Here is a 26,303-nt window from a genome sequence, read left to right on the forward strand (position 1 = left end):
GCCTCGGCCCGCGCCGTGCGCAACCGCACGAGCGAGGAGTCGGCGTACGACCGCGCGCGCAAGGGACTCTTCGAGGAGGGCATCTCGACCTCCCGGATGTTCCTCGACCCGGCCCGCCCGGGCGTCGAGGACCTGATCGACTCGATCATCGCGGCCGTCCGCGCGGCGGGCGCAGGCGGGATGCGGAGGGCCGTTCGGCTCGCCCACCGCGAAAGGAAGAACTCGCCCACCGCGAAGGAAAAAGGGGCGGGCGCCTCCCGGCCACCCGCCCCCTCCGAGCGTCAGACGCCGTCCGGGTCCTTGCGGTCCAGGGCGGGACGGGGACCCGGGGCCTCCGTCAGGAGGTGGTCCGCCGCGGCGCGGTCGGTCACCAGGCTGGTGACGAGGCCCGAGCGGAGCACCGCCCCGATCGCCGCCGCCTTGCGCTGGCCGCCGGCGATCGCCACGACCTCGGGGATCCGGCGCAGCCGGTCCGCCTCGACGGTGATGCAGCGCTCGCCCAGGTCGCGGCCGACCCGGCGCCCCTCGGTGTCGAAGAGGTGCGCGGACATCTCGGCGGCGACGCCGAGGGAGGCGTAGTGCGCGCGCTCCTCGTCCGTGAGCATGTCGTGCACGGTCGAGATGCCCGGCTCCCAGGAACCGATGGACACGCAGGCGACGGTGACCTTGTCGAAGTACTCGAAGGCCCGGGCGATGCCGGTCTGGTTGCGCAGCGCCGCGGCGGTGGCCGGGTCCGGCAGCAGCATGGGCGCGTAGATGGGGTGCGCCTCGCCGCCCGAGACCTGGGCGGCGCGCCGTACCGCCTCGACCGAGCCGCGCTCGGCCGTCCCGGCGTCGTACACCCCGGTGAGCTGCACGACCGTGCAGGGCGGCAGCCGGTCGAGCGCCGCCGCCATGTGGATGGTGGAGCGGCCCCAGGCCAGGCCCAGGACGTCGCCCTCGGTGACCAGCTCGCCGAGCAGGTCGGCCGCGACCTCGCCGAGGTTCTCCGGGTCGGGCGATTCGTCCTCGCCCTCCGCCGGGGACTCGACGACGACGGCGTGGCGGAGCCCGAAGCGGGCGCGCAGCGCGTCGGAGCGCTCGGCGTCCAGCTCCGCGGGTACGCGGATCTCGATGCGTACGAGGTCGCGTTCGAGGGCGGTCTCCAGGACCCGGGCCACCTTGAAGCGGCTGACGCCGAACTCCTCGGCGATCTGGATCTTGGACTTGCCCTCGAGGTAGAAGCGGCGGGCCATGGCCGCCGCCTGCACCAGCTCCGCGGGTCCCATCCGCAGGGCTGACCGTCCCGCTGAGATACCCGCCACCGCGATCTCCTCACTGCTGTTCACGTACCGCTGCTCACATACTGCTCACGCACGAGTGGTTCACATACTGCTGTTCACACTCTGGACTCACCGTTCATCCTGTCAGATACGGCGGTCCTTGATCAGGCCTGTCGGCGCTCCGACGGGCCGCGTTCATCTGCCCGCGGCTCAGTGGCCACACGCCCACGCCGCCGACGCGGTCGCCGACTCCGCGGCGGCCCGCAGCGAGCGCACGGCCTCCGCCGGGTCCGCCGCGCCGTAGACGGCCGAACCGGCCACGAAGACGTCGGCACCGGCCTCGGCGCAGCGTTCGATGGTGGACTCCGCGACGCCGCCGTCGACCTGGAGCCACAGCTCCAGGCCGTGCTTGGAGATCAGCTCACGGGTGCGGCGGATCTTCGGGAGCATGATGTCGAGGAAGGACTGGCCGCCGAAGCCGGGCTCGACCGTCATGATCAGCAGCATGTCGAGTTCGGGGAGCAGGTCCTCGTAGGGCTCGATCGGCGTCGCCGGCTTGAGCGCCATCGAGGCGCGCGCGCCCTTGGCCCGGATCTCCCGCGCCAGGCGTACGGGCGCGGCCGCCGCCTCGACGTGGAAGGTGACGGAGCCGGCCCCGGCCTCGACGTACTGAGGGGCCCAGCGGTCGGGGTCCTCGATCATGAGGTGACAGTCCAGCGGCGTGTCCGTGGCCCGGGCGAGCGACTCGACCACCGGCACGCCCAGCGTCAGGTTGGGCACGAAGTGGTTGTCCATCACGTCGACGTGCAGCCAGTCGGCCCCGTCGACGGCCTTCGCCTCCTCGGCGAGCCGGGCGAAGTCCGCGGACAGGATGCTGGGATTGATCTGCGCCATGTGCCAAGCCTGCCATGTCCTTGGGCACTTCTTTGCCGCGGAGGCGTTTCGTGTGCGGTTCCGTGCGATCCGACGGGACCCGCGGGCGTGACAGGCCGGGCAATCCCGGCCTTTCGCCGCCGCGCGGGGCGTCCGCCGTCAGGCCGTGCGGCGCAGGAGGGCCAGATACATGGCGTCGGTGCCGTGCAGATGCGGCCACAGCTGGACGTCGGGGCCGTCGCCGAGGGCGGGCACTCCCGGCATCAGCGGCCGGGCGTCGATCCACTCGGCCTCGACGGCCGGCCCGCCGCGGCCCTTGAGGACGTCCTCGACGACCACCCGGGTCTCCGCGAGGTGGGGCGAGCAGGTCGCGTAGCCGACGATCCCGCCGACGCGGACCGCCTGCAGTGCCTCCCGGAGCAGCCCGCGCTGGAGCGGGGCGAAGCCGTCCAGGTCCTCCGGGCGACGGCGCCAGCGGGCTTCCGGCCGGCGGCGCAGCGCGCCGAGGCCGGAGCAGGGGACGTCCATGAGGACCCGGTCGAAGGATCCGGGGCGCCACGGCGGGCGGGTGCCGTCCGCGGCGATGACCTGGTACGGGCCGGGGTTGCCGGCGAGCGCACGCTCGACCAGCCGGGCACGGTGGGGCTGCTTCTCGGAGGCCAGCAGGGCGGCCCCGCGCTCCGCGGCCAGCGCGCCGAGCAGCGCGGCCTTGCCGCCGGGACCGGCGCAGCCGTCCAGCCAGCGCTCGTCCCGCCCCTCCAGGGGCGCTGCGGCGAGCGCGAGGGCGACCAGCTGACTGCCCTCGTCCTGGACGCCCGCGCGGCCCTCCCTGACGGCCTCGATGGCGCCGGGCTCGCCGCCCTCGGCGAGGCGCACCGCGTACGGCGACCAGCGGCCCGGCAGCGTGTCCTCGCCGAGCAGCTCGTCGGTGGTGGCGCGGCCCGGCCGGGCGACCAGGGTGACCTCGGGCCGCTCGTTGTCGGCCTCCAGGAGGTCCTCGATGCCGGCCCGCCCGCCGCCGAGGGCGTCCCAGAGCGCGGAGACCACCCAGCGCGGGTGGGAGTGGACGACCGCGAGGTGGTCCTCTGCGTCCTTCTCGTAGGGCGGCGCGACCCGCTGCACCCAGGTGTCGAGGTCGTCCTGCGCGATCTTCCGCAGGACGGCGTTCACGAACTTGGCCCGGCCGTCGCCGAGCACCACCCGGGCCAGCTCCACGCTGGCCGAGACGGCGGCGTGCGACGGGATGCGCGTCCCGAGCAACTGGTGCGCGCCGAGCGCCAGCACGTCGAGCACCGGCGGGTCGACCTCGCGCAGCGGCCGGTCGATGCAGGCCGCGACGATCGCGTCGTAGGTGCCCTGGCGTCGCAGGGTCCCGTAGACCAGCTCGGTCGCCAGCGCCGCGTCCCGCCCGTCGAACTTCTCGGGCCCTTCCTTCTCGCGTGCCTTCTTGAGCAGCGGCGGGAGCACCAGGTTCGCGTACGCGTCCCGCTCGTCGACCGCCCTGAGCGCCTCGAAGGCGAGGATCCGCACGGGATCCTTCTTGGGGCGCCGGTACGGCTTGGGGGTGCGCGGGGTACGGCGCTGGGCCTGCTCGCTCAAAAGGTGCTCCGCTGACGAAGTGAGAAGGTCGAACCCTCCCAGCCTACGTCCGTGCCACCGGCCGTCCCACTCGCCTCCCGTCTGCGGGCGGCCGGTGGGGAGGCCCGGACAGGAGCCGGGCCCGGGCAGGGCCCGGGGCGGTCCGGAGCCGTCCGCCCGGAGAGCCGGGCGGGCCCCCGGACCGGCGTCAGGCGCCGACCCGCTCCCCCGCGGCGATCCGGACGCCGCGCGCCCAGTCCGCGGCGCGCATCGGCTTCTTGCCCTGCGGCTGGACCCAGAGCAGCTCGACGGCGTACGAACCGGTGCCGACGAACACGTTGTTCTTGCCGGCCGCGAGTTCGCCGGCCGCCAGGTCGGTGCGGTCCGGCACCGGGTGGGCCTGGATCAGCTTGAGGCGCTCGCCGCGGAAGAGGGTCCAGGCGCCCGGCGCCGGGGTGCAGGCCCGTACGAGCCGGTCCACCCGCAGGGCCGGGGCCTTCCAGTCCACGTGGGCGTCCTCGACCTGGATCTTGGGCGCCTGGGTGATGCCGTCGGCCGGCTGCGGCACGGCCTTCAGGCTGCCGTCCTCGATGCCGTCCATGGTCGCGGCGAGCAGTCCGGCGCCCGCGAAGGCGAGCCGGGTGAGCAGGTCGCCGCTGGTGTCGGTGGGCCGGACGTCCTCGGTGATCACGCCGTACACCGGTCCGGAGTCGAGGCCCTCCTCGATCAGGAAGGTCGAGGCGCCGGTCACCTCGTCGCCCGCCAGCACCGCGTGCTGGACCGGGGCGGCGCCGCGCCATGCCGGCAGCAGCGAGAAGTGCAGGTTGACCCAGCCGTGGGCGGGGACGTCGAGGGCGACGCGGGGCAGCAGCGCGCCGTAGGCGACGACGGGGCAGCAGTCCGGGGCGATCTCGCGGAGCCGGGCCAGGAAGTCCTCGTCCCGCGGCTTCGCCGGCTTCAGCACCTCGATCCCGGCCTCCTCCGCGCGCTGGGCGACCGGGCTGGCCACGAGGTGCCGGCCGCGGCCCGCCGGCGCGTCCGGCCGGGTGACGACGGCGGCGACCTCGTGCCGTCCGGAGGCGATCAGGGCGTCCAGGGCGGGTACGGCGACCTCGGGGGTGCCTGCGAAGACGAGCTTCATCGGTGGCTGACTGCCTGTCTGTCTCGGGGCGGAATGCGGCAACGCACCAGTCTAGGGGGTGTCRTGCCGATCAGGCCGGAGAGGTGAGCGGCGTCCCGGGGCTTCGGATCCGAGGCGGAGGTGGTGCCTCCCACGCCGCCAGGCGGTGGGGGCGAGGCATGGCGGAGCCATCCCGACCGACGACAACGCGGGAGACGGCGTTCCAGGACGCCGGGAGCCCGATCGGCAGGACACCCCCCAGGGGCTGCCCCGTCGTCCCCGGCGGGCGTACGGCGGATGACGGGACGGCCCCGCGCCTGTCGTCGAAGACCCGCCCCGGCCGGGGCGGGAGGGGGCGTACGGGCACGTGGGCGCTCCGCGCATATGCGGATACGCCCCCGCAGCGTGACCTGACCACGGGTGGCGCGTTGGTCAAGAGAGATTGACCGACACGGGCCGCTGCTCGCCGTGGCCCGCTCCCCTTGACACGCCGGTTCGAGAGGCTTGCACATGGCCGACCACGCAACCCACGACGCCCAAGCCCGGGCAAGTCTGCACCTGTTGGTGCGGGACATCGAGCGGGTCCGGCGGCAGGTGGACGCACTGCGCACGCTCACGGCCCAACTGGGCAACGTCTACCGCCCGCGCCGCTCCGGCCCGTCGACGGGCTTCGTCGTGTACGGACGGGCGCCCGCGCCGACGGTGCGGCTGGCGCAGGAACTGCGGGACAGCGTCGAGACACTGGTGACGGCGGCCGTCGACTTCGACCGTTCGCTGGGGTTCTCCTGGGACGCGGTGGGCTCGGCCCTCGGGGTCACCAAGCAGGCCGTCCACCGCCGTTACGGTGCCCGGCGCGCGCCCCAGCAGGGTGGCGGCGCCGTCGAGCAGGACCACGCGCCCGAGCCGGGCGCGACCCGCACGCTCCCGGTGGTCCCGTCGGCCCGCTCGATGCCGCCGCAGCCCACTCCCGCGACCCAGTCGCTGCGCMAGGAACCCCGCCCGCCGGCCTTCCCCGGCCCCCGCAACGGCTGACACGCGCTCTCCGGCCGCCCACGCTCCAGCGGAGCGGGGCGGCCGAGCCATGTCCGGACCCTGTCCGGTCCCCCTTACCGGAGGCGAGCCGCCGGGACCCCTCGGAGCTCAGCCGATGTCCGGCGGGTCCACCCGGATCCTGACCGGTTCGCCTCCGCCGCGGGCCAGGCGTCCGGCCTGAGCCTTCTTCAGGGCCGCCGCCAGGGCGGCGCCGTTGCCCGGGGGCACCCGGACCAGCGCCCGCTCCCACTGCTCCCCCGGCGGGGTGTCGCCGGGCCGCCGCGGGCCGCCGGGCCGGACGACGGGCAGTGCCACCGGGCCCAGCACCTCGGCGTCGTGCGGCAGTTCGGCGGCCGCGAGGAAGGACTCCACCGCTTCCGGCGGACCCGACACCGCGGCCATCCGCGACACCGGGGGGAAGCCCAGCTCCGCCCGCTCCGCCAGTTCCCGCTGGGCGTGGCCGACGGGATCCCAGCGCACCAGCGCCTGCACCGGCCGCAGGGTCGGCTCCGCGACGATCACCACGACCCCGCCGGCGCCCTCGTCCCCCTGGCCGCGCACGAGCGAGGCCGCGTCGATCCAGCGCCGCAGGGCCTCCTCGCCCGCCCGCAGGTCGGGGCGGCCGAGCATGGCCCAGCCGTCCAGCAGCAGCGCCGCGGCGTAGCCGCCCTCGGCGACGGGCTCCGCGCCCGGTGTGGAGACCACCAGCGCGGGCCGTCCCGGCACGGTGTCCAGGATGTGGTCCCGGCCGGACGTGCGGACGGGCACCGCCGGAAACGCACGGCCGAGCTCCTCGGCCGTGCGCCGCGCGCCGACGACCTGGGCGCGCAGCCGGTTCGATCCGCAGGCGACGCAGTGCCAGTCGGGAGCGCCCCGGCCGCACCATCCGCAGCGCAGTTCCTGCTGCTCCGGCGCCTCCAGCGGTCCCGCGCAGTGCCGGCAGCGCGCGGGGGTGCGGCAGCGTTCGCAGGCGAGGCGCGGTACGTATCCCCGGCGCGGCACCTGGACGAGCACGGGCCCCGTCTTGAGGCCCTCCCGTACCGCCTGCCAGGCCAGCGTGGGCAGGCGCGCGGCCCGGGCGGCCTCGTCGCGGGCCAGGTCCGTGTCCCCGACCGTGCGCACCAGCGGGGCCGCGGCCCGCACCTGGTCCCGGTTCGCGGCCAGCGGCCGGGCCCAGCCGCTCTCCACCAGCTGGGCGGCCTCGACGGTGCAGCTCGTGCCGCCCAGCAGGAAGGCGCACCCGTCGTGGGCGGCGCGCAGCAGCAGGACGTCGCGCGCGTGCGGCTGCGGGGCGTGCGGCTCGCTGTGGCTGCCGTCGCCGTCGTCCCAGATGGCGACGAGGCCGAGGTCCCGTACGGGCGCGAACATCGCGGCCCGGGTGCCCACCACCGCCCGCACCGCGCCCCGCCTGACGGCCAGCCACTGGGCGTACCGCTTCTCCGGCCCGGTCTCCGCCGTCAGGACGGCGTGCCGGCCGGCGCCCAGCACCCGCGCGAGCGCCTCGTCGACCCGGCCGACGGCCCGCCCGTCCGGGACGACGACGAGGGCACCGCGGCCGGAGGCGAGGGTGGCCGCGACCGCGCGGGCCAGCTCCTCGGCCCAGTACGGCCCGGGCAGGGCGTTCCAGACCGCCCGGGGCGCGCCGCCGCGGGCGAGGGCGTCGAGGAAGGCCGGTCCCTGTCCGTAGCGCGCCCAGGTACCGGGTTCGGGGGCCGGCGGCGGGGGCAGCGGGTCGGGCGAGGGCCTGCCCTCGGCACGGGCGCTGCGCGGCGGGACGGCCAGCTGGAGCACGTCGGCCAGGCTGCCGGCGTAGCGGTCGGCCACGGCGCGGGCGAGGCCGAGCAGCTCGGGGCTGAGGACGGGCTCCGGCGAGACGACGTCGGCGAGGGCGGCGAGCGCGCCCCGGTAGTCCGACTCCGCCCGCCGCTCGACGAGGAAGCCGTCGATGAGGCGTCCGCCCTCGCGCCGGCCCTCGCGCACCTGGTGGGCGCCGGCCCCGAAGCGCACCCGCACCCGGACGCCGGGCTGCGCGACTTCGTCCAGTTCCTCCGGGACGGCGTAGTCGAAGAACTGGTCGAGGTGGAGCACGCCCTTGTTGACCACCACCCGGGCCACGGGCAGCTCCTTGGCCAGCGCGGCGCCGCGCCAGGTCCGGGGCTTGGCCCGCGGCACCTTCGCCGTGCGCACGGTCTCCCGGATGAGCGCGAGCTGCTCGGGCGGCTCGTCGGCCGGCTCCTCGGACTTCTCGTTCTCGCTGCTCACAGCTGAATTCCTACCAGACCGCTCCGACAGGCCGGTGTGCGCCGGCGGCCGGGCCGGGGCGCCGTGGGCCGGGGGCGGATACGCGAGAGCCCGGCACCCCCTGCGGGGTACCGGGCTCTCGTTCGTGCGTCTGGCGCGTGGTCCGTCCGTTCCGGACTAGACGCCGGCGGCCTTCTTCAGCGCGTCCACGCGGTCCGTGCGCTCCCAGGTGAAGTCGGGGAGCTCGCGGCCGAAGTGGCCGTACGCCGCGGTCTGCGAGTAGATCGGGCGCAGCAGGTCGAGGTCGCGGATGATCGCGGCCGGGCGGAGGTCGAAGACCTCGCCGATGGCGTTCTCGATCTTCTCGGTCTCGATCGTGTTGGTGCCGAAGGTCTCGACGAACAGACCGACGGGCTCGGCCTTGCCGATCGCGTAGGCGACCTGGACCTCGCAGCGCGAGGCGAGGCCGGCGGCCACGACATTCTTGGCGACCCAGCGCATGGCGTAGGCGGCCGAGCGGTCGACCTTGGACGGGTCCTTGCCCGAGAAGGCGCCGCCACCGTGGCGGGCCATGCCGCCGTAGGTGTCGATGATGATCTTGCGACCGGTGAGGCCGGCGTCGCCCATCGGGCCGCCGATCTCGAAGCGGCCGGTCGGGTTGACCAGCAGGCGGTAGCCGTCGGTGTCCAGCTTGATGCCGTCCTCGAGCAGCTCCTTGAGGACGTGCTCGACGACGTACTCGCGGACGTCGGGGGCGAGCAGCGACTCGAGGTCGATGTCGGAGGCGTGCTGCGAGGAGACGACGACCGTGTCGAGGCGGACGGCCTTGTCGCCGTCGTACTCGATGGTGACCTGGGTCTTGCCGTCGGGGCGCAGGTACGGGATGGTCCCGTTCTTGCGGACCTCGGTGAGGCGGCGCGAGAGGCGGTGCGCGAGGAAGATCGGGAGCGGCATGAGCTCCGGGGTCTCGTCCGACGCGTAGCCGAACATCAGGCCCTGGTCGCCCGCGCCCTGCTTGTCGAGCTCGTCCTCGTCACCCTCGACCCGCTTCTCGTAGGCGGTGTCGACACCCTGCGCGATGTCCGGGGACTGCGACCCGATGGAGACCGAGACGCCGCAGGACGCGCCGTCGAAGCCCTTCTTCGAGGAGTCGTACCCGATCTCGAGGATCTTGTTGCGGACCAGGGTGGGGATGTCGGCCCACGCCTTGGTCGTGACCTCACCGGCGACGTGCACGAGGCCGGTGGTGATCAGCGTCTCGACGGCCACGCGCGAGGTGGGGTCCTCACGGAGGAGTGCGTCGAGGATGGTGTCGCTGATCTGGTCAGCGATCTTGTCGGGGTGACCTTCGGTCACGGACTCCGAGGTGAAGAGACGACGGGACACAACGCTCCCAATGGTTGCAGCGGCTGCTGGCTGAACAAGGTCGGACGGCAGGGGGCTGCGCCCCGCGTCGTACCGAGACCAGTCTATCGGTCACGATCGGGCATTGGGCCAGGTGTCTCGCAAGATGGGAGCCTGATCACGGCCGATTTCCGGCCCTCGCTCCTCGCGCACACCCGCCCCGTCCGCCCGGCCGTGGCCGGTTCCACCGGATTCTCAGCCACCCATGACGGTGAACTCCGGAAGAAGAGTCTCGGGAATCCTACGCGACGGCGGGACGCAGGCGGGGAACGACCAGATCCCAGATCGTCTCGGCGAGAGCTTCCTTCGGTCCATAGGGCACAGAGGTCTCCGCACCATCGGACGCGAGCACCACAGCCTCGCTCTCCTCGGATCCGAAGGTCTTGCGTTCCCCCACCTCGTTGACGACGAGCAGGTCGCAGCCCTTGCGGCGGAGTTTCCGCCGGCCGTTGGCGAGCACGTCGTCCGTCTCGGCGGCGAAGCCGACGACGACCTGGCCGGGCAGGGCGCGCTCGGCGGAGATCTCGGCCAGGATGTCCGGGTTGCGGACGAGCTCGACCGTGGGCGCCTCGACGCCGTCCTGCTTCTTGATCTTGCCGGCCGCGTAGACCGCGGGGCGGAAGTCGGCGACGGCCGCGGCCATCACCACGGCGTCGGCGTCACCGGTCGCCTTCAGGACGGCCTCGCGCAGCTGGACGGCGGTGCCGACGTGGACCACGTCGACGCCGGCGGGGTCCGGGATCCCGGTGTTCGCCTCGATGAGCGTGACCCGGGCGCCGCGGGCGGCGGCGGCCCTGGCCAGGGCGTAGCCCTGCTTGCCGGAGGACCGGTTGCCGAGGTAGCGGACGGGGTCGAGGGGCTCGCGGGTGCCTCCGGCGGTCACCAGGACGTGCCGGCCCGCCAGGTCGGGCTCGGCGGTTCCGCGCGCGAGGACGCGTCGGCAGACCTCGAAGATCTCGGCGGGGTCGGGCAGCCGGCCCTTGCCGGTGTCGACGCCGGTGAGGCGGCCGACGGCGGGCTCGATGACGACGGCGCCGCGGCGGCGCAGGGTCGCCACGTTCTCCTGGGTGGCCGGGTGCTCCCACATCTCGGTGTGCATGGCGGGCGCGAAGACGACCGGACAGCGGGCGGTGAGCAGGGTGTTCGTGAGCAGGTCGTCGGCGAGGCCGTGGGCGGCCTTGGCGAGCATGTCGGCGGTGGCCGGGGCCACCACGACGAGGTCGGCCGCCTGGCCGATCCGCACGTGCGGGACCTCGTGGACGGACTCCCAGACCCCGGTGGAGACGGGGTTGCCGGACAGGGCGGACCAGGTGGCGGCACCGACGAAGTTCAGGGCGGAGTCGGTGGGGACGACGCGCACGTCGTGGCCCGACTCGGTCAGCCGCCGCAGCAGCTCACAGGCCTTGTACGCGGCGATCCCGCCGCTGACCCCCAGGACGACCTTCGGCTTTGCCACGGCGCTCAACTTCACTCCCCGCACTCGGATGCGTACGACTCCATGAGACACCACAGGCCCGGCGGATGTTCCGCCGGGCCTGTGGTGAAAAGCGATACGTGCTTACTGCGCCGGGCCCTCGATGGCCTCGGAGGTCAGCAGACCCGCGTTGATCTCGCGCAGGGCGATCGAGAGCGGCTTCTCGTGGACGTGGGTGTCGACGAGCGGACCGACGTACTCGAGCAGACCCTCGCCGAGCTGCGAGTAGTACGCGTTGATCTGACGCGCGCGCTTGGCCGCGTAGATCACGAGGCTGTACTTCGAGTCGGTGGCCTCGAGCAGCTCGTCGATCGGCGGGTTGATGATGCCCTCGGGCGCGGTGATGGAAGAGGACACGCTCTAGCCTTCCGAAGAAACTTCTGGGTGAGCTGATCCGGAGTGATCAGGTCCAGGTGATCAGAAATCGATCAAACAACGTTCATCAAGGCTAGCAGCTCACGCGCCACGTCCTCGACGGAGGTGTTGACCAGGGTGGTGTCGAACTCGGCCTCCGCGGCCAGCTCGATCTTGGCGGCCTCCAGCCGGCGCTCGATGACCTCGGGCGACTCGGTGCCGCGGCCGGTCAGCCGGCGGACGAGTTCGTCCCAGCTCGGCGGGGCCAGGAAGACCAGCTGCGCCTCCGCCATGGAGTCCTTGACCTGGCGGGCGCCCTGGAGGTCGATCTCCAGGAGGACCGGCTCGCCGGCCTCCAGCCGGTCGAGGACGGCGCGGCGGGGCGTGCCGTAGCGGTTGCCCGCGAACTCGGCCCACTCGAGCAGCTCGCCGTTGGCGACCAGCTTGTCGAATTCGTCGTCCGTGACGAAGAAGTACTGGACGCCGTGCTTCTCGCCGGGTCGCGGCTTTCGTGTCGTGGCCGACACCGAGAGCCAGACCTCGGGGTGGACCTTGCGCATATGAGCGACGACCGTGCTCTTACCCACCCCGGAGGGGCCGGAGAGCACGGTCAGCCGCGGACGTACCTCTGCTGCCATGCAGCGATTATTCCAGCTTTACGGGAGTGCCGAGGACGGCCACCCCGGCTCAGGAACCGGTGCTGCCGAACTCGCGCTCCAGGGAGGCGATCTGGTTGGAACCGAGACCGCGCACACGCCGGCTCTCGGAGATGCCGAGCCGCTCCATGAGCTGCTTGGCACGGACCTTGCCGACGCCGGGCAGGGACTCGAGCAGGGCGGAGACCTTCATCTTGCCGATGACGTCGTTCTCCTGGCCCTGCTTGATGACCTCGTGGAGGGAGGCGCCGGAGTGCTTGAGTCGATTCTTGACCTCGGCCCGCTCCCGGCGAGCCGCGGCGGCCTTTTCGAGCGCGGCTGCGCGCTGTTCAGGGGTAAGGGGCGGAAGAGCCACGCCTACGTCACCTCGGATGTCGAACTGTCGGATACGGACCGGTGAGGAGGCTGGTCGCCCCACACCAGTGGAGCAGCGAACAACGCTTGCGCCGTTGAACGCTGACTCTGCCCCGGAGACTAGCGGCCCGCGCCTCTCCAGTCAGCGAGAACGAACGAAAAGTCCTGGTCAGCATCGACCGACCAGGACATTTCCGGCATAAGGACCGGCTTTTCGGCCAAGTTCTTACCAAGGAGTGAGACAGCTCCGACCTGCGGATTGGCCAGAAGCGGGCCGCCGCCCTCCGCCGGGCCGGCGGATCGGGTCCCGTCAGGCGCCGACGGCCTCGCGGATCTCGTCCGCGAAGCGCTCCGCCGAGGCACGCAGCGCGGACGCGTCCGGGCCGTGCCGCAGGACCCCGCGGCTGACGTTCGGGACCACGTTGCGGACCGCCGGGCCGAAGACCGCGGGAAGGTCGGCCGCGGTCGCGCCCTGGGCGCCGATGCCGGGGGCCAGGAGGGGGCCGTTGATGTCGAGGTCGAAGGACGAGAGGTCGCCGAGGGTGGCGCCGACGACCGCGCCGAAGGAGCCCATCGGGGTCTCCCCCGTGTTCTCCGCCGCCAGGTGCGCCAGCATCGTCGCGCCGATCGTCAGGCCCGCCGGGTCGTCGGTGCGTACCGCCCGCTGGACCTCCGCGCCCTCCGGGTTGGAGGTGAGGGCCAGGACGAACAGCCCCGCGCCGCTCTCGCGCGCCAGGTCCACCGCCGGCCGCAGCGAGCCGTAGCCGAGGTACGGCGAGACCGTGAGCGCGTCCGAGAAGAGGGGCGAGTCCTTGTGGAGGAAGGTCTCGGCGTAGGCCGCCATGGTGGAGCCGATGTCGCCGCGCTTGGCGTCCATGAGGACGAGCGTGCCCGCCGCCCGGGCGTCGGCCACGGTGCGCTCCAGCACGGCGATGCCCCGGGAGCCGAAGCGCTCGAAGAAGGCGGCCTGCGGCTTGAGGACGGCGACCTGGTCGGCCAGGGCCTCGACGACCGTCCGGGAGAAGCGTTCCAGGCCGTCGACGTCGTCGTTCAGGCCCCAGGAGGCGAGCAGGGCGGCGTGCGGGTCGATGCCGACGCAGAGGGGCCCTCGCTCGTCCATGGCGGAGCGGAGGCGGGTGCCGAACGTCGGGGTCCGCCCGGAGGGCGTCGATGCGGGGCGGTGGTCGGGCGACGGGAGGGAGGTCACTGCGCGGCCTTTCGGGTGTCGGCGCCGACGGCCTCGGCGAGGGTGGCGTACGGGGAGGCCGCCAGGCGGGCGGCGAGGCCCTTGTGGATCGCGCGGGCGTAGAACGGTCCCTCGTAGATGAAGGCGCTGTAGCCCTGGATCAGGGTGGCACCGGCGAGGATGCGCTGCCAGGCGTCCTCGGCGTTCTCGATGCCGCCGACGCCCACCAGGGTGATGCGGTCGCCGACGCGCGCGTGGAGGCGGCGCAGGACGGCCAGGGAGCGCTCCTTGACCGGGGCTCCGGACAGGCCGCCGGTCTCCTGGACCAGGGCCGGGTCGGACTTCAGGCCGAGGCCCTCGCGGGCGATGGTGGTGTTGGTGGCGATGATGCCGTCGAGACCGAGCTCCAGGGCCAGGTCCGCGACCGCGTCGACGTCCTCGTCGGCCAGGTCGGGGGCGATCTTGACCAGGAGCGGGACGCGACGGTCGGTGACCGTGCGGTCGGCCGCCTCGCGCACCGCGGTGAGCAGCGGGCGCAGGGACTCGGTGGCCTGGAGGTTGCGCAGGCCGGGCGTGTTCGGCGAGGAGACGTTGACGACCAGGTAGTCGGCGTGGGCGGCCAGGCGCTCGGTCGACGTGACGTAGTCGCCGGCCGCCTCGGCCTCCGGGACGACCTTGGTCTTGCCGATGTTGACGCCCACCACCGTCTTGAAGACCGGCACGCGGGCGCTCAGGCGGGCCGCGACGGCGGCGGAGCCCTCGTTGTTGAAGCCCATGCGGTTGATCAGGGCGCGGTCGGGGACCAGCCGGAAGAGCCGCTTCTTGGGGTTGCCGGGCTGCGCCTGGCCGGTGACCGTGCCGATCTCGACGTGGTCGAAGCCGAGCATGGACATGCCGTCGATGGCGACGGCGTTCTTGTCGAAGCCGGCCGCGAGACCGAAGGGGCCGTGCATCCGCAGGCCGAGGGCCTCGGTGCGCAGCTCCTTGTACCGGGGCGCGAGGACGGCGGCGACGAAGGTCCGCAGGACCGGGACGCGGGCCGCCAGGCGGATCCAGCGGAAGGCCAGGTGGTGGGCCTGCTCGGGGTCCATGCGCTTGAAGACGAGGTCGAAGAAGAACTTGTACATGTCTGTTCAGATCCAGGTCTGCTCATGAAGAGGGGGACACCGCGGGTCCTGCCGGTGTCCCCCTGCTTCGTCCGGGCTGCTAGTCGCGGGCCGCGATCAGGTGGTCCGCGTGCTCCTGGAGCGAGCGGACGCCCACGTCGCCGTGGTTCAGCGCGTCGATGCCCTGGACGGCCGCGGCGAGCGCCTGGACCGTGGTGAGGCACGGGACGCTGCGGGCCACGGCCGCCGTACGGATCTCGTAGCCGTCGAGGCGGCCACCCGTGCCGTACGGGGTGTTGACGATCAGGTCGACCTGGCCGTCGTGGATCAGCTGGACGATCGTCTTCTCGCCGTTCGGGCCCTCGCCCTCGGACTGCTTGCGCACGATCGTGGCGTTGATGCCGTTGCGCTTGAGGACCTCGGCGGTGCCGGAGGTGGCCAGCAGCTCGAAGCCGTGGGCGACCAGCTCGCGGGCCGGGAAGATCATCGAGCGCTTGTCGCGGTTGGCGACGGAGATGAAGGCACGGCCCTTGGTGGGCAGCGGGCCGTAGGCGCCGGCCTGCGACTTGGCGTAGGCGGTGCCGAAGACGGCGTCGATGCCCATGACCTCGCCGGTGGAGCGCATCTCCGGGCCGAGGACGGTGTCCACGCCGCGGCCGTGCACGTCGCGGAAGCGCGACCACGGCATCACGGCCTCCTTGACGGAGATCGGCGCGTCGAGCGGCAGGGTGCCGCCGTCGCCGTTCTTCGGGAGCAGGCCCTCCGCGCGCAGCTCGGCGATGGTGGCGCCCAGCGAGATGCGGGCGGCGGCCTTCGCCAGCGGTACGGCGGTCGCCTTCGAGGTGAAGGGGACGGTCCGCGAGGCGCGCGGGTTGGCCTCCAGGACGTAGAGGATGTCGCCGGCCATCGCGAACTGGATGTTGATCAGACCGCGCACGCCGACGCCCTTGGCGATCGCCTCGGTGGAGGCGCGCAGGCGCTTGATGTCGAAGCCGCCGAGGGTGATCGGGGGCAGGGCGCAGGCCGAGTCGCCGGAGTGGATGCCGGCCTCCTCGATGTGCTCCATGACGCCGCCGAGGTAGAGCTCGGTGCCGTCGTAGAGGGCGTCGACGTCGATCTCGATGGCGTCGTCGAGGAAGCGGTCGACCAGGACCGGCCGGGTGGGGCTGATCTCGGTGGACTCGGCGATGTACGACTCGAGGCGGGCCTCGTCGTACACGATCTCCATGCCGCGGCCGCCGAGCACGTACGACGGGCGGACGAGGACGGGGTAGCCGATCTCGTCGGCGATCGCCTTGGCGCCGGCGAAGGTGGTCGCGGTGCCGTGCTTGGGCGCCGGCAGACCGGCCTCGGCGAGCACGCGGCCGAAGGCGCCGCGGTCCTCGGCGGCGTGGATCGCCTCCGGGGAGGTGCCGACGACCGGCACGCCGTTGTCCTTGAGCGCCTGCGACAGACCCAGCGGGGTCTGGCCGCCGAGCTGGACGACGACACCGGCGACGGGGCCGGCCAGCGTCTCGGCGTGGACGATCTCCAGGACGTCCTCCAGCGTGAGCGGCTCGAAGTAGAGCCGGTCGGAGGTGTCGTAGTCGGTGGAGACGGTCTCCGGGTTGCAGTTGACCATCACGGTCTCGTAGCCCGCGTCGCTGAGCGCGAAGGAGGCGTGGACGCAGGAGTAGTCGAACTCGATGCCCTGGCCGATGCGGTTCGGGCCGGAGCCCAGGATGATCACGGCGGGCTTCTCGCGCGGGGCGACCTCGCTCTCCTCGTCGTACGAGGAGTAGAAGTACGGGGTCTTGGCGGCGAACTCGGCGGCGCAGGTGTCGACCGTCTTGTAGACCGGGCGGACGCCGAGCGCGTGCCGGACCTCGCGGACGACGTCCTCGCGCAGGCCGCGGATCTCGGCGATCTGGGCGTCGGAGAAGCCGTGGCGCTTGGCCTCGGCCAGGAGCTCGGGGTCGAGCTTCTCGGCGGCGGCCAGCTCGTCGGCGATCTCCTTGATCAGGAAGAGCTGGTCGACGAACCACGGGTCGATCTTCGTGGCGTCGAAGACCTCCTCCGGGGTGGCGCCGGCGCGGATCGCCTGCATGACGGTGTTGATCCGGCCGTCGGTGGGGCGGACCGCCTCGCGCAGCAGCTCGGCCTTGTCGCCCGGCTCGCCGGTGAAGGCGAACTGCGAGCCCTTCTTCTCCAGGGAGCGCAGGGCCTTCTGCAGCGCCTCGGTGAAGTTGCGGCCGATCGCCATGGCCTCGCCGACCGACTTCATGGTCGTGGTCAGCGTGGAGTCGGCGGAGGGGAACTTCTCGAAGGCGAAACGCGGGGCCTTGACCACGACGTAGTCGAGCGTGGGCTCGAAGGACGCCGGGGTCTTCTCCGTGATGTCGTTCGGGATCTCGTCCAGCGTGTAGCCGACGGCGAGCCGGGCGGCGATCTTGGCGATCGGGAAGCCGGTCGCCTTGGAGGCGAGGGCCGAGGAGCGGGAGACGCGCGGGTTCATCTCGATGACGATGATCCGGCCGTCTTCGGGGTCGATCGCGAACTGGATGTTGCAGCCGCCGGTGTCGACGCCGACCTCACGGATGATCGCGATACCGATGTCACGCAGACGCTGGTACTCGCGGTCGGTGAGGGTCATCGCGGGGGCGACGGTGATCGAGTCACCGGTGTGGACGCCCATCGGGTCGAAGTTCTCGATGGAGCAGACGACCACGACGTTGTCGGCCTTGTCGCGCATCAGCTCCAGCTCGTACTCCTTCCAGCCGAGGATGGACTCCTCCAGGAGCACCTCGGTGGTCGGGGAGAGCGTGAGGCCCTGGCCGGCGATGCGGCGCAGCTCGTCCTCGTCGTGGGCGAAGCCGGAGCCGGCGCCGCCCATGGTGAAGGAGGGGCGGACGACGACGGGGTAGCCGCCGAGGGTGTCGACGCCCCGCAGGACGTCCTCCATGGAGTGGCAGATGACCGAGCGGGCGGACTCGCCGTAGCCGATCTTGGCCTTCACGGCCTCGACGACGCCCTTGAAGAGGTCGCGGTCCTCGCCCTTGTTGATCGCCTCGACGTTGGCGCCGATGAGCTCGACGCCGTACTTCTCCAGCACGCCCTGCTCGTGCATGGAGATCGCGGTGTTGAGCGCGGTCTGGCCGCCCAGGGTGGGCAGGAGGGCGTCGGGGCGCTCCTTGGCGATGATCTTCTCGACGAACTCGGGGGTGATCGGCTCGACGTAGGTGGCGTCGGCGATCTCCGGGTCGGTCATGATCGTGGCCGGGTTGGAGTTGACCAGGATCACCCGCAGGCCCTCGGCCTTGAGCACGCGGCAGGCCTGGGTGCCGGAGTAGTCGAACTCGGCGGCCTGGCCGATGACGATCGGGCCGGAGCCGATGACCAGGACGGACTGGATATCGGTGCGCTTAGGCACGCTCGGCCTCCATCAGGGATACGAAACGGTCGAAGAGGTACGCGGCGTCGTGCGGGCCCGCGGCCGCCTCGGGGTGGTACTGGACGGAGAAGGCCGGCTGGTCGAGCAGCCGGAGACCTTCGACGACCTGGTCGTTCAGGCACACGTGGGAGACCTCGGCCCGCCCGTAGGGCGTGTCGGAGACCTTGTCGAGGGGCGCGTCGACGGCGAAGCCGTGGTTGTGCGCGGTGACCTCGACCTTGCCGGTGGTGCGGTCCTGCACCGGCTGGTTGATGCCGCGGTGGCCGTACTTCAGCTTGTACGTGCCGAAGCCGAGCGCGCGGCCGAGGATCTGGTTGCCGAAGCAGATGCCGAAGAGCGGCGTCCGGCGGCTGAGGACCTCGCGCATGACGGCGACGGGGCCGTCGGCGGTGGACGGGTCGCCCGGGCCGTTGGAGAAGAAGACGCCGTCGGGCCGGACGGCGTAGACGTCCTCCGCGGTGGCGGTGGCGGGCAGGACGTGGACCTCGATGCCGCGCTCGGCCATCCGGTGCGGGGTCATGCCCTTGATGCCGAGGTCGACGGCCGCCACGGTGAACCGCTTGGTGCCGATCGCCGGGACGACGTACGTCTCCTTGGTGGCGACCTCGGCGGAGAGGTCGGCGCCGCTCATCTCGGGGGCCTGGCGGACCTCGGCGAGCATGGTGCCCTCGTCGGGCAGCGCGTTGCCGGAGAAGATGCCGACGCGCATGGCGCCGCGCTCGCGCAGGTGGCGGGTGAGGGCGCGGGTGTCGATGCCGGAGATGCCGACGACGCCCTGGGCGGCCAGCTCCTCGTCCAGCGAGCGGCGGGAGCGCCAGTTGGAGGGGACCCGGGCGGGGTCGCGGACGACGTAGCCGGCGACCCAGATCCGCTGCGACTCGGGGTCCTCGTCGTTGACGCCGGTGTTGCCGACGTGCGGCGCGGTCATCACGACGACCTGCCGGTGGTAGGACGGGTCGGTGAGGGTCTCCTGGTAGCCGGTCATGCCGGTGGAGAACACGGCCTCGCCGAAGGTCTCCCCCACGGCCCCGTAGGCGCGGCCGCGGAAGATGCGGCCGTCCTCCAGGACGAGTACGGCGGGCGCGGCCTTGTGCCTCTGCGAGGCCGCTCCCTGGATGGAGGTCGTCATCGTGCGATGCCTTCCGTCGGAATGTTCTGGTTCATGGAGTTGACGGCCTCGACCCAGGCGGCGTGCTCCGCCGCGCGGTCGGACCGGAAGCCGGAGTCGAGGAGCCTGTCACCGTGCGCCCAGGTGACGATCAGCAGCCCGCCCTCGGCGAGGACCTTGCCGGCGATGCCCTTGTCGAGCCGGGCCTCGCGCAGGGCCGCCTTCGGGATGAGGAAGTCGTTCGCGCCGGGGCGCACGACCTCGATCCCGGCGTCGGTCAGACGGAGCTCGACCCGGCTGCGGACGCCGAGGCCGTGGGCGACGATCCGGTCGAGCCACTGCCCGGCCGTGGTCGAGCCGTGGTAGCGCCCGCTGAGAGTCAGTGTGGCGTCACCGGAGGTCTCCGGCACGGCGGGCAGGGCGGGGAGGTCCGACTGGAGGCTGCCGCGCCACTTCCATCCCTGGCGCATCAGCCAGTAGACGAAGGCGACGAAGAGGAGCAGTCCGGCGACCCAGCCGAGCCGCCCGGCCCAGTCGGTCACCTCCGCCGACTTCTGTTCCGCAGCGAATGCGATGAGAGGTGTCACGCCAGCTTCCCGTCCACGACCGTTGCCCGGCCCCGCAGGAAGGTGTGGGTGACGCGTCCCGGCAGCTCGCGGCCCTCGTACGGGGTGTTGCGGCTGCGGGAGGCGAAGCCCGCGGGGTCCACGGCTCCACGGTATGCCGGATCGACCAGCGTCAGGTTCGCGGGCTCACCTGCCGAGACGGGGCGTCCGTGTCCGGTGGCCCGTCCGATCAGGGCGGGCTTGACGGACATCCGGTCGGCGACGCCGGCCCAGTCGAGCAGCCCGGTCTCCACCATCGTCTGCTGGACGACCGAGAGCGCGGTCTCCAGGCCGACCATGCCCATGGCGGCGGCGGCCCACTCGCAGTCCTTGTCCTCGTGCGGGTGCGGGGCGTGGTCGGTGGCGACGATGTCGATCGTGCCGTCGGCCAGGGCCTCGCGCAGGGCGAGCACGTCACGCTCGGTGCGCAGCGGCGGGTTGACCTTGTAGACCGGGTTGTACGAGCGGACCAGCTCGTCGGTCAGCAGCAGGTGGTGCGGGGTGACCTCGGCGGTGACGTCGATGCCGCGGGACTTGGCCCAGCGGACGATCTCGACGGAGCCGGCGGTGGAGAGGTGGCAGATGTGGACGCGGGAGCCGACGTGCTCGGCGAGGAGGACGTCGCGGGCGATGATCGACTCCTCGGCGACGGCCGGCCAGCCGCCGAGCCCGAGCTCGGCCGAGACGACGCCCTCGTTCATCTGGGCCCCCTCGGTCAGGCGGGGCTCCTGGGCGTGCTGGGCGACGACGCCGCCGAAGGCCTTCACGTACTCCAGGGCGCGGCGCATGATCACGGCGTCGTCGACGCACTTGCCGTCGTCGGAGAAGACGGTGACGCCCGCGGCGGAGTCGTGCATGGCGCCGAGCTCGGCGAGCTTCTTGCCCTCCAGGCCGACGGTGACGGCGCCGATCGGCTGCACGTCGCAGTAGCCGTGCTCCTTGCCGAGGCGGTAGACCTGCTCGACGACGCCGGCCGTGTCGGCCACCGGGAAGGTGTTGGCCATGGCGAAGACGGCCGTGTAGCCGCCGGACGCGGCGGCGCGGGTGCCGGTGAGGACGGTCTCGGAGTCCTCGCGGCCGGGCTCGCGCAGGTGGGTGTGGAGGTCGACCAGCCCGGGCAGCAGGATCCGCCCCTCGGCCTCGATCACGGTCGCGCCCTCGGCCGACAGGCCGGTGCCGACCTCGGCGATCGTCTCGCCGTCGATCAGGACGTCCTGGGCCTCGCCGCCCAGCACCTTCGCACCCCGGATAAGGATCTTGCTCATGGTCACTTGCTCTCCTCGGTACGGGTGTGGGTGACGGCGGAGTCGTTTCCGCCCAGAAGCAGGTAGAGGACCGCCATGCGGATGGAGACGCCGTTGGCGACCTGCTCGACGACCGTGCAGCGGTCGGAGTCGGCGACCTCGGCGGTGATCTCCATGCCGCGGACCATGGGGCCGGGGTGCATCACGATGGCGTGCTCGGGCATCTTGGCCATCCGGTCGCCGTCCAGCCCGTACCGGCGCGAGTACTCGCGCTCGGTCGGGAAGAAGGCGGCGTTCATCCGCTCGCGCTGCACACGCAGCATCATCACCGCGTCGGACTTCGGAAGCACGCGGTCGAGGTCGTAGCTGACCTCGCAGGGCCAGGTCTCGACGCCGACCGGGACCAGGGTGGGCGGGGCCACCAGGGTGACCTCGGCGCCCAGGGTGTGCAGCAGGTCGACGTTGGAGCGGGCGACCCGGCTGTGCAGGATGTCGCCGACGAGCGTGATGCGCCGGCCGGCCAGGTCCTTGCCGAGCCCGGCATCGCGGCCGACGAGCCGGCGCCGCATGGTGAAGGCGTCCAGCAGGGCCTGGGTGGGGTGCTGGTGGGTGCCGTCGCCGGCGTTGACGACGGGGGCGTCGATCCAGCCGGAGGTGGCCAGGCGGTAGGGGGCGCCGGAGGCGCCGTGCCGGATGACGACGGCGTCGACGCCCATCGCCTCCAGGGTCTGCGCGGTGTCCTTGAGGGACTCGCCCTTGGAGACGCTGGATCCCTTGGCCGCGAAGTTGATGACGTCGGCGGAGAGGCGCTTCTCGGCGGCCTCGAAGGAGATCCGGGTGCGGGTGGAGTCCTCGAAGAAGAGGTTGCAGATCGTGCGGCCGCGCAGGGTGGGCAGCTTCTTGATCGGCCGGTCGGCCACCCGGGCCATCTCCTCGGCGGTGTCGAGGATGAGGACGGCGTCGTCGCGGGTGAGGTCGGCGGCCGAGATGAGGTGACGCATCATCGGGATGTCTCTCCGGGGTGGGGAGGTCGGGGGTCCGGGGTGGCCCCCAGAAGGTCCGTCGGACGTGCGGGTGCGCAGGGGTGTGCCCCGGGACCCGCCGGTGGTGCCGGTCGGGTCAGGCGGGCTTGCCGCCGAGCAGCACGGTGTCGCGACCGTCCTCCTCGGCGAGCTGCACCTTGACCGTCTCGCGCAGCGACGTGGGGAGGTTCTTGCCGACGTAGTCGGCGCGGATCGGCAGTTCCCGGTGGCCGCGGTCGACCAGGACCGCGAGCTGCACGGCGCGGGGTCGGCCGATGTCGCCGAGGGCGTCGAGCGCGGCGCGGATGGTGCGTCCGGAGAAGAGCACGTCGTCGACGAGGACGACCAGGCGGCCGTCGATGCCGTCGGCGGGGATCTCCGTGCGGCCGATGGCGCGGGCCGGCTTCATCCGCAGGTCGTCGCGGTACATGGTGATGTCGAGGGAACCGACCGGAATCGTGCGTCCGGTGATCCCGGCGAGCTTGTCGGCCAGCCGTCGGGCGAGGAAGACGCCGCGGGTCGGGATGCCGAGGAGGACCACGTCGTCGGCGCCCTTGGCGCGTTCGACGATCTCGTGGGCGATACGGGTCAGTACCCGTGCGATGTCGGGGCCCTCCAGAACGGGGCGGGCCTCGTCGAGAGGTTGCTGCGTGTCGTGCTGCGGTGCGTCCATATGAAACGGACCTCCTTCTCCGCCTCACGGGACGGATCTTAAAGGACGTCGGAATTGCGTCCTCGACTTTACCAGGGGCGGGCGAGTGCCCTGCTCACCACCCTGCCGACCCTCCGGGCGCCGTCCCTCGGGAGGGGCCGGTACGGACCATTCGGCTTGACGGAGCCAAGTAACGCTGCGTAACCTCACAGTGAGTTACCAGCCACGCGGCGGAGCCGCACGTTGTCACAGCGTCCGGGGAGCTATATGTCCAGCGAATACGCAAAGCAGCTCGGGGCCAAGCTCCGCGCGATCCGCACTCAGCAGGGCCTCTCCCTCCACGGTGTGGAAGAGAAGTCCCAGGGCCGCTGGAAGGCCGTCGTGGTCGGCTCGTACGAGCGCGGCGACCGTGCGGTGACCGTGCAGCGCCTCGCCGAGCTGGCGGACTTCTACGGCGTCCCGGTGCAGGAGCTCCTGCCCGGCACGACCCCCGGCGGGGCCGCCGAGCCGCCGCCGAAGCTCGTTCTCGACCTGGAGCGCCTGGCCCACGTCCCGCAGGAGAAGGCCGGCCCGCTGCAGCGTTACGCCGCGACCATCCAGTCCCAGCGCGGCGACTACAACGGCAAGGTGCTGTCGATCCGCCAGGACGACCTGCGCACGCTCGCCGTCATCTACGACCAGTCGCCGTCGGTGCTGACCGAGCAGCTCATCAGCTGGGGCGTGCTGGACGCGGACGCGCGCCGCGCCGTGGCGCACGAGGACAGCTGAACCACACCCGCCGAACGCTCAGCAGAAACGTTGCCGCCAGGGTGACGGAAGGCCCGCGGGCCTTTGGTCACCCTGGCGGTTTTTTCACGTCCGGGCCCGGCTCGGGCCCTGGCTTGCGCCACACCGGCCCCAGAAGGCCCTGGGAGCCCCGTGGACCCCAGGAGACAGCACAGACCCCCACAGCCCCGTGAGGCGGCGCGAGGGGCCCTGTCCGGGCATACGAAGGGGCCCGCAGCACCGAGTGCTGCGGGCCCCTTCGTATGCCGGGAGATCGCCTCTCAGGCGTCCCGGCGCAGGCGCGGCTTCAGGTCCTTGAAGCGGCCCAGCAGGCCGTTCACGAACGACGGGGACTCGTCGGTGGAGAACTCCTTGGCGAGCTGCACCGCCTCGTCGATCGCCACCGCGTCCGGGGTCTCGTCCAGCCAGATCAGCTCGTACGCGCCGAGCCGGACGATGTTCCGGTCGGCGACGGGCATCCGGTCCAGGTCCCAGTCCACCGCGTAGGTGGCGATGAGCTCGTCGATCCGGTTCGCGTGGTCCGCGTATCCCTCGACCAGCACCATCGTGAACTCGTTGACCGGAGGCTGGCGGTCGTCCGACCGCGCGAGCCGCACCCAGTCGGCGAGCACTTCCTGCGCGGACGCACCGCGCTGGTCGGCCTCGAACAGGATCTGGAAGGCCCGCTTACGGGCCTTGCTCCGAGCAGCCACGGTTAGCTGTTCACCCGGCCGAGGTAGTCGCTCGAGCGGGTGTCGACCTTGATCTTCTCACCGGTGGTGATGAAGAGCGGGACCTGGATCTCGTGGCCGGTCTCCAGCGTGGCGGGCTTGGTGCCACCGGTGGAGCGGTCGCCCTGGACGCCCGGGTCCGTGTGCTGGATGGTCAGCTCGACGGCGGCGGGGAGCTCGACGTAGAGCACCGAGCCCTCGTGCTGCGCGACCGAGGCGGTGAAGCCCTCGATCAGGAAGTTCGCGGCGTCGCCGACGGACTTGCGGTCGACGTGCAGCTGGTCGTAGGTCTGCATGTCCATGAAGACGAAGTAGTCGCCGTCCATGTACGAGAACTGCATGTCGCGGCGGTCGATGGTGGCCGTCTCGACCTTCACGCCGGCGTTGAACGTCTTGTCGACGACCTTGCCGGAGAGCACGTTCTTGAGCTTGGTGCGCACGAAGGCCGGGCCCTTGCCGGGCTTGACGTGCTGGAACTCGACGACGGACCAGAGCTGGTCCCCGTCGAGCTTGAGCACCATGCCGTTCTTGAGGTCGTTCGTGGAAGCCACGGTTGCGGAATCTCCTGGACTGACGTGGGACCAGAGAGGCGTACGCGCCCTAGAGCGCGAGCAGCTCCTTGGTCGTAATGGTGAGTAGCTCGGGTCCGCCGTCCGCCTCCTGGCGCACGACGAGCGTGTCATCGATCCGGACCCCGCCCCGGCCCGGGAGGTGGACCCCCGGTTCGACGGTGACCGGCACACAAGCGTCCAGTTTACCCATGGCCGAGGGTGCGAGCTGCGGGTCCTCGTCGATTTCCAGACCCACACCGTGGCCGGTGAGGGCGGGAACGGCCTCGCCGTGGCCCGCCGCGGCCAGGATCTGGCGGGCCGCGCGGTCCACGTCGCGGCACTCGGCCCCGGGGGCCAGCGCCTCGCGTCCGGCCCGCTGAGCGGCGAAGACGAGGTCGTACAGCTCGATCTGCCAGTCCGCAGGCGTCGTGCCGATGACGAACGTGCGGCCGATCTCGCAGCGGTAGCCGCGGTAGTTCGCGCCGAGGCAGACGGAGAGGAAATCGCCCTCCTCGACCCGGCGGTCGGAGGGCCGGTGGCCGCCCCGGCCCGAGTTCGGGCCGGTGGCCACGGAGGTCGGGAAGGCGGCGCCGTCGGCACCGTGGTCGACCAGCCGGCGCTCCAGCTCCAGGGCCAGATGCCGCTCGGTCCGCCCGACCAGGATCGACTCCAGGAGCTCTCCGAGCGCCTGGTCGGCGATCTCGGCGGCGATCCGCAGGCAGGCGATCTCGTCCTCGTCCTTGACGATCCGCAGCTGCTCGACGGCCCCGCCGAGGTCGGCCAGGCGCAGCCGGGGGGCGACCGAGCCCATCGCGCGGTGCCGGGCGACGGTCAGATGGTGCTCCTCGACGGCGAGGGCGTCCGCTCCGGCCTTGCGGGCGAAGTCCACCGCCGCGACGGCCGGATCGCCGCCGCCCGCGGGCAGCACGGCCTGCCGGAGCTGTTCGTCGAGCCGCCCGTCGGCGGGATCGCCGCCGGGCGGGACGGGGCAGAGCAGGACGTCCTCGTCCGGCCCTACCAGGAGGACGGACCCGAGGGGCGAACCGCCCGCGAGATAGCGGACGTTGGCGGGGCGGGAGACCAGGGCCGCCGGGCTGCCGGCCGCCGCGCACCGGTCGCGCAGCCGCACTCGACGGTCCGCATACACCTCTGACATGTTCCGAGCCTAGGACGGGCCGGACGGCCCGTCCTGCTCAGCGCCGCCGACCGGGCCACGGGCGGGGCGTCCGGCCGCCCCGCCCCCTCGGTGGGCCGGCCCCGCAGGTTCGTCCAGGATGCCCGGCCCGCGGGCGGACGGCGCCGCGGGCGGACGGCGCCGCGGGCGGACGGCGCCGCGGGCGGGTCCGGTGAGCGGTGCCGCGGGACCGCCCGGAACGCGGGACCGGCCGGCCCACCGAGGGGGCGGGGCGGCCGGACGCCCCGCCCGTGGCCCGGTCGGCGGCGCTGAGCAGGACGGGCCGTCCGGCCCGTCCTAGGCTCGGAACATGTCAGAGGTGTATGCGGACCGTCGAGTGCGGCTGCGCGACCGGTGCGCGGCGGCCGGCAGCCCGGCGGC

General features: G+C 72.5%; 23 protein-coding genes and 1 pseudogene. 3 read left to right on the plus strand and 21 right to left on the minus strand.

Annotated elements, in window-relative coordinates; translation table 11 throughout:
- A pseudogene (locus tag EAO71_RS08010) lies at positions 1–183 on the plus strand (GuaB1 family IMP dehydrogenase-related protein); the annotation flags it as partial.
- Positions 184–281: 98 nt separating this feature from the next.
- Here EAO71_RS08010 and EAO71_RS08015 read toward each other — a convergent pair.
- From EAO71_RS08015 to fmt, 4 genes are all read right to left on the minus strand, one after another.
- The gene (locus EAO71_RS08015; RefSeq protein WP_147977079.1) at positions 282–1,328 is read right to left on the minus strand and encodes a sugar-binding transcriptional regulator; all 1,047 of its coding nucleotides are present in this window, start codon (positions 1,326–1,328) and stop codon (positions 282–284) included.
- Positions 1,329–1,472: 144 nt separating this feature from the next.
- The gene (gene rpe / locus EAO71_RS08020; RefSeq protein WP_147977080.1) at positions 1,473–2,156 is read right to left on the minus strand and encodes a ribulose-phosphate 3-epimerase; all 684 of its coding nucleotides are present in this window, start codon (positions 2,154–2,156) and stop codon (positions 1,473–1,475) included.
- 138 nt (positions 2,157–2,294) lie between these two features.
- Positions 2,295–3,734 carry an RsmB/NOP family class I SAM-dependent RNA methyltransferase gene (locus EAO71_RS08025; RefSeq protein WP_147977081.1) on the minus strand — a complete coding sequence of 480 codons (1,440 nt, stop codon included), beginning with the start codon at positions 3,732–3,734 and terminating at the stop codon, positions 2,295–2,297.
- A gap of 187 nt (positions 3,735–3,921) precedes the next feature.
- The gene (gene fmt / locus EAO71_RS08030; protein ID WP_147977082.1) at positions 3,922–4,854 is read right to left on the minus strand and encodes a methionyl-tRNA formyltransferase; all 933 of its coding nucleotides are present in this window, start codon (positions 4,852–4,854) and stop codon (positions 3,922–3,924) included.
- 489 nt (positions 4,855–5,343) lie between these two features.
- On the opposite strand from fmt, the gene EAO71_RS08035 reads away from it, so the two are divergent.
- Complete coding sequence (locus EAO71_RS08035) at positions 5,344–5,865, plus strand: hypothetical protein (protein ID WP_147977083.1); 522 nt, start codon at positions 5,344–5,346, stop codon at positions 5,863–5,865.
- A 108-nt stretch (positions 5,866–5,973) separates the two neighbouring features.
- Here the strand turns inward: EAO71_RS08035 and EAO71_RS08040 are convergent, their stop codons facing one another.
- From EAO71_RS08040 to pyrR, 14 genes are all read right to left on the minus strand, one after another.
- Positions 5,974–8,127: a primosomal protein N' gene (locus tag EAO71_RS08040; RefSeq protein ID WP_147977084.1), complete on the minus strand. Its 2,154-nt coding sequence runs from the start codon at positions 8,125–8,127 to the stop codon at positions 5,974–5,976.
- A gap of 156 nt (positions 8,128–8,283) precedes the next feature.
- Complete coding sequence (gene metK, locus EAO71_RS08045; RefSeq protein WP_147977085.1) at positions 8,284–9,492, minus strand: methionine adenosyltransferase; 1,209 nt, start codon at positions 9,490–9,492, stop codon at positions 8,284–8,286.
- A 259-nt stretch (positions 9,493–9,751) separates the two neighbouring features.
- Positions 9,752–10,966 carry a bifunctional phosphopantothenoylcysteine decarboxylase/phosphopantothenate--cysteine ligase CoaBC gene (gene coaBC / locus EAO71_RS08050; protein ID WP_147977086.1) on the minus strand — a complete coding sequence of 405 codons (1,215 nt, stop codon included), beginning with the start codon at positions 10,964–10,966 and terminating at the stop codon, positions 9,752–9,754.
- Positions 10,967–11,068: 102 nt separating this feature from the next.
- Complete coding sequence (rpoZ, locus tag EAO71_RS08055) at positions 11,069–11,341, minus strand: DNA-directed RNA polymerase subunit omega (RefSeq protein WP_005319902.1); 273 nt, start codon at positions 11,339–11,341, stop codon at positions 11,069–11,071.
- A gap of 71 nt (positions 11,342–11,412) precedes the next feature.
- On the minus strand, positions 11,413–11,976 hold the full coding sequence (gene gmk, locus EAO71_RS08060; protein ID WP_147977087.1) for a guanylate kinase: 564 nt from the start codon (positions 11,974–11,976) through the stop codon (positions 11,413–11,415).
- A 49-nt stretch (positions 11,977–12,025) separates the two neighbouring features.
- Positions 12,026–12,349, minus strand: a complete 324-nt coding sequence (locus tag EAO71_RS08065) for an integration host factor (RefSeq protein WP_147977088.1) — start codon at positions 12,347–12,349, stop codon at positions 12,026–12,028.
- Between the two features lie 309 nt (positions 12,350–12,658).
- Positions 12,659–13,555, minus strand: coding sequence for an orotidine-5'-phosphate decarboxylase (gene pyrF / locus EAO71_RS08070; protein WP_261992057.1), 897 nt, complete (start codon positions 13,553–13,555; stop codon positions 12,659–12,661).
- Positions 13,552–14,661 carry a quinone-dependent dihydroorotate dehydrogenase gene (locus EAO71_RS08075; RefSeq protein WP_147977090.1) on the minus strand — a complete coding sequence of 370 codons (1,110 nt, stop codon included), beginning with the start codon at positions 14,659–14,661 and terminating at the stop codon, positions 13,552–13,554. Before EAO71_RS08075 ends, pyrF begins: the two co-directional genes overlap by 4 nt.
- Positions 14,662–14,740: 79 nt before the next feature.
- The gene (carB, locus tag EAO71_RS08080; RefSeq protein ID WP_147977091.1) at positions 14,741–18,049 is read right to left on the minus strand and encodes a carbamoyl-phosphate synthase large subunit; all 3,309 of its coding nucleotides are present in this window, start codon (positions 18,047–18,049) and stop codon (positions 14,741–14,743) included.
- Positions 18,042–19,199, minus strand: a complete 1,158-nt coding sequence (carA, locus tag EAO71_RS08085; protein ID WP_147977092.1) for a glutamine-hydrolyzing carbamoyl-phosphate synthase small subunit — start codon at positions 19,197–19,199, stop codon at positions 18,042–18,044. Before carA ends, carB begins: the two co-directional genes overlap by 8 nt.
- Positions 19,196–19,765: a PH-like domain-containing protein gene (locus EAO71_RS08090; RefSeq protein ID WP_147977093.1), complete on the minus strand. Its 570-nt coding sequence runs from the start codon at positions 19,763–19,765 to the stop codon at positions 19,196–19,198. The genes carA and EAO71_RS08090 overlap by 4 nt, the downstream gene beginning before the upstream one ends.
- The gene (locus EAO71_RS08095) at positions 19,762–21,048 is read right to left on the minus strand and encodes a dihydroorotase (protein WP_147977094.1); all 1,287 of its coding nucleotides are present in this window, start codon (positions 21,046–21,048) and stop codon (positions 19,762–19,764) included. Before EAO71_RS08095 ends, EAO71_RS08090 begins: the two co-directional genes overlap by 4 nt.
- Before the next feature lie 2 nt (positions 21,049–21,050).
- A complete protein-coding gene (locus EAO71_RS08100; RefSeq protein ID WP_147977095.1) occupies positions 21,051–22,031 on the minus strand; it encodes an aspartate carbamoyltransferase catalytic subunit in 981 nt (326 codons plus the stop codon).
- Positions 22,032–22,146: 115 nt separating this feature from the next.
- Positions 22,147–22,722 carry a bifunctional pyr operon transcriptional regulator/uracil phosphoribosyltransferase PyrR gene (gene pyrR / locus EAO71_RS08105; RefSeq protein WP_147977096.1) on the minus strand — a complete coding sequence of 192 codons (576 nt, stop codon included), beginning with the start codon at positions 22,720–22,722 and terminating at the stop codon, positions 22,147–22,149.
- Between the two features lie 246 nt (positions 22,723–22,968).
- Here pyrR and bldD point away from each other — a divergent pair, with 246 nt between their 5' ends.
- Positions 22,969–23,469: a transcriptional regulator BldD gene (gene bldD / locus EAO71_RS08110; RefSeq protein WP_030214967.1), complete on the plus strand. Its 501-nt coding sequence runs from the start codon at positions 22,969–22,971 to the stop codon at positions 23,467–23,469.
- A 278-nt stretch (positions 23,470–23,747) separates the two neighbouring features.
- On the opposite strand, the gene nusB is transcribed toward bldD, so the two are convergent.
- From nusB to EAO71_RS08125, 3 genes are read right to left on the minus strand one after another with little or no spacing between them, the layout of a single operon-like run.
- A complete protein-coding gene (gene nusB, locus EAO71_RS08115) occupies positions 23,748–24,179 on the minus strand; it encodes a transcription antitermination factor NusB (RefSeq protein WP_147977097.1) in 432 nt (143 codons plus the stop codon).
- Positions 24,180–24,181: 2 nt separating this feature from the next.
- The gene (gene efp / locus EAO71_RS08120; protein ID WP_147977098.1) at positions 24,182–24,748 is read right to left on the minus strand and encodes an elongation factor P; all 567 of its coding nucleotides are present in this window, start codon (positions 24,746–24,748) and stop codon (positions 24,182–24,184) included.
- A gap of 49 nt (positions 24,749–24,797) precedes the next feature.
- On the minus strand, positions 24,798–25,904 hold the full coding sequence (locus EAO71_RS08125) for an aminopeptidase P family protein (RefSeq protein ID WP_147977099.1): 1,107 nt from the start codon (positions 25,902–25,904) through the stop codon (positions 24,798–24,800).
- Between the last annotated feature and the right edge of the window lie 399 nt (positions 25,905–26,303).

It is taken from the genome of Streptomyces sp. MS191, assembly GCF_008042125.1.
In the GTDB taxonomy this organism is placed as follows: Bacteria; Actinomycetota; Actinomycetes; order Streptomycetales; family Streptomycetaceae; genus Streptomyces.